The sequence below is a fragment of the Bradyrhizobium sp. 23AC genome, from assembly GCF_054863025.1.
The window spans coordinates 1-967 of record NZ_JAVAYN010000061.1; the positions used below are offsets into that span (position 1 = coordinate 1).

The window sequence follows — 967 nt, forward strand, 5'->3', positions numbered from 1 at the left end:
GACATGAACTACGCCTGGCCGACCGCCCAGATCGCGGTGATGGGCGCCAAGGGCGCGGTCGAGATCATCTTCCGCAGTGACATCGGCGACCCCGACAAGATCGCCGCGCGCACCAAGGAATACGAGGACCGTTTCCTGTCGCCGTTCATCGCCGCCGAGCGCGGCTATATCGACGATGTCATCATGCCGCACTCGACGCGGAAGCGGATCGGAAGGGCGCTGGCGATGCTGAAGGACAAGAAGGTCGAAGCGCCGGCGAAGAAGCACGACAATCTGCCTCTGTGAAAAGCATGTTCAAACGCATCCTGATCGCCAATCGCGGCGAAATCGCCTGCCGGGTCATCAAGACTGCCCGCAAGATGGGAATCCAGACGGTTGCGGTCTATTCCGAGGCCGACCGCGACGCCCTTCATGTCGAGATGGCCGACGAAGCCGTGCTGATCGGCCCGCCTGCAGCCGCCGAGAGCTATCTGGTGATCGAGAAGATCGTCGAAGCCTGCCGCAAGACGGGCGCCGAGGCCGTGCATCCCGGTTACGGCTTCCTGTCCGAGCGCGAGGCGTTTCCGCGCGCGCTGGAGGCGGCCGGCATCGTCTTCATCGGCCCGAACCCGGGCGCGATCGCCGCGATGGGCGACAAGATCGAATCCAAGAAGGCGGCGGCCAAGGCCAAAGTCTCGACCGTTCCGGGCCATCTCGGCGTCATCGAGGACGACAAGCACGCGGTGAAGATCGCCGACGAGATCGGCTACCCCGTGATGATCAAGGCCTCCGCCGGCGGCGGCGGCAAGGGCATGCGCATCGCGCATTCCAAGGCCGAGGTCGCCGAGGGCTTCAATCTCGCCAAGGCCGAGGCCAAGGCCTCGTTCGGCGACGACCGCGTCTTCGTCGAGAAGTTCATCGTCGATCCCCGCCACATCGAGATCCAGGTGCTGGGCGACAAGCACGGCAACGTCATCTATCTCGGCGA

The 967-nt window shown here is 64.5% G+C and carries 2 protein-coding genes; both read left to right on the forward strand.

Annotated features, from left to right (window positions below):
- Positions 1 to 285, forward strand: a 285-nt coding sequence (locus RAD10_RS41410) for a carboxyl transferase domain-containing protein (protein WP_461621970.1), incomplete at its 5' end; no start/stop codon positions are given.
- A 5-nt stretch (positions 286 to 290) separates the two neighbouring features.
- Positions 291 to 967 (forward strand): biotin carboxylase N-terminal domain-containing protein (locus tag RAD10_RS41415; protein WP_461621971.1); only part of this gene is annotated, 677 nt, incomplete at its 3' end.